The 1,067-nt window shown below is 49.1% G+C and carries 1 protein-coding gene; it reads right to left on the bottom strand.

What is annotated here, in order from left to right; genetic code table 11:
* A partial coding sequence (locus B2633_RS01665) for a DNA-formamidopyrimidine glycosylase family protein (protein ID WP_483168809.1) occupies positions 1 to 704 on the bottom strand: 704 nt, incomplete at its 3' end.
* Positions 705 to 1,067 lie beyond the last annotated feature (363 nt).

Raw genomic sequence — 1,067 nt, 5'->3', positions numbered from 1 at the left:
ACATAGCCCCCAAAATTCCCAAACAGGTCACGCTCGGTATCACGACCTCCCAGCTCGGTCATTTCCCGTAGTATCGATTTAACGGCATCATACATGTTTCGCATCTCCGGTGCAGAAAGGGTTGACATTTGGCGTTTTGGGTGGATACGCGCCTTCCAGAGTATATCCTGCAGCACACCATTACCAAGGCCGGGAATGCGTTGTTCTGTGGCAAGAAATGCCTTAGCGGAAAGATTTGTTGCGCCATCCTGCAATAAAGCGTCGAAATAAGTCCGGTCGAACTGCATCGTTAGCGGAGAGGGTTTTTTCATGGCGGCTGCTATATCGAACATTCCACCATCTTCACCGTCCCGGAGACAAAATAGGACGCCCCACATATGAATAGTGGCAGTCAGTGCCGTGCGGTCATCTAATTCCAGCAACAGCTGATGTTTTTGGGGCAGGCGCTCTTCAGGTCTATGCCAGCGCAGACCGGTACTCACAATGATGATCATTTCATCGGCTGCAATCGCGACGTGACCTCCATAGGCGACGGCTGTGCCTATAGTCTTACCCGCCAAACGCTCGTTGTAATCGGCAGGATCACCTGTGTACCAAGCGAATTTATGCGGCGAGTGATTGGCCGTGGCCGAGATAATTCGCTTGCCTGAAATGTTTTCATTAATCTGGCGGGCCAAGACGACCGCTTCGGGCAGTTCAAGCATAGAAATCCCCCTTTGCCGGATTACTGTAATTGCTTGTATCTGCAATCATTATAGCGCAATGTTTTGACAATAGTATGTCAGTTTTACGATGTGTTGCAGCTGTACGTCATCCGTTGCCGTCCAACCACAGTCTGCCGCCGATGTCTATATTTCCGGAGGAAATTTACACAGTGATATGGAAATAACTGCAGTAGCAGCCGGTTGTATTCAGCGCCAGCCGGAAGGCTCAAAAGGAGGGCAGCGATGAGCAGTTATAAATTAATCATTGGACTGATTCTCATTGTTATTGTTTTGGGTTTATCGCTAACGGCAGTTTATTTTTTGCAGAATGGTTTTGTGGTGCAGGCGGTTACCCCGGATTAC

Origin of the sequence: Syntrophomonas sp. UBA1041 (assembly GCF_002316705.1) — a bacterium.
In the GTDB taxonomy this organism is placed as follows: Bacteria; Bacillota; Syntrophomonadia; order Syntrophomonadales; family Syntrophomonadaceae; genus DTU019.
Note: the sequence above shows the minus strand (reverse complement) of the source record. Positions and strands in the feature narration are given on the sequence as shown.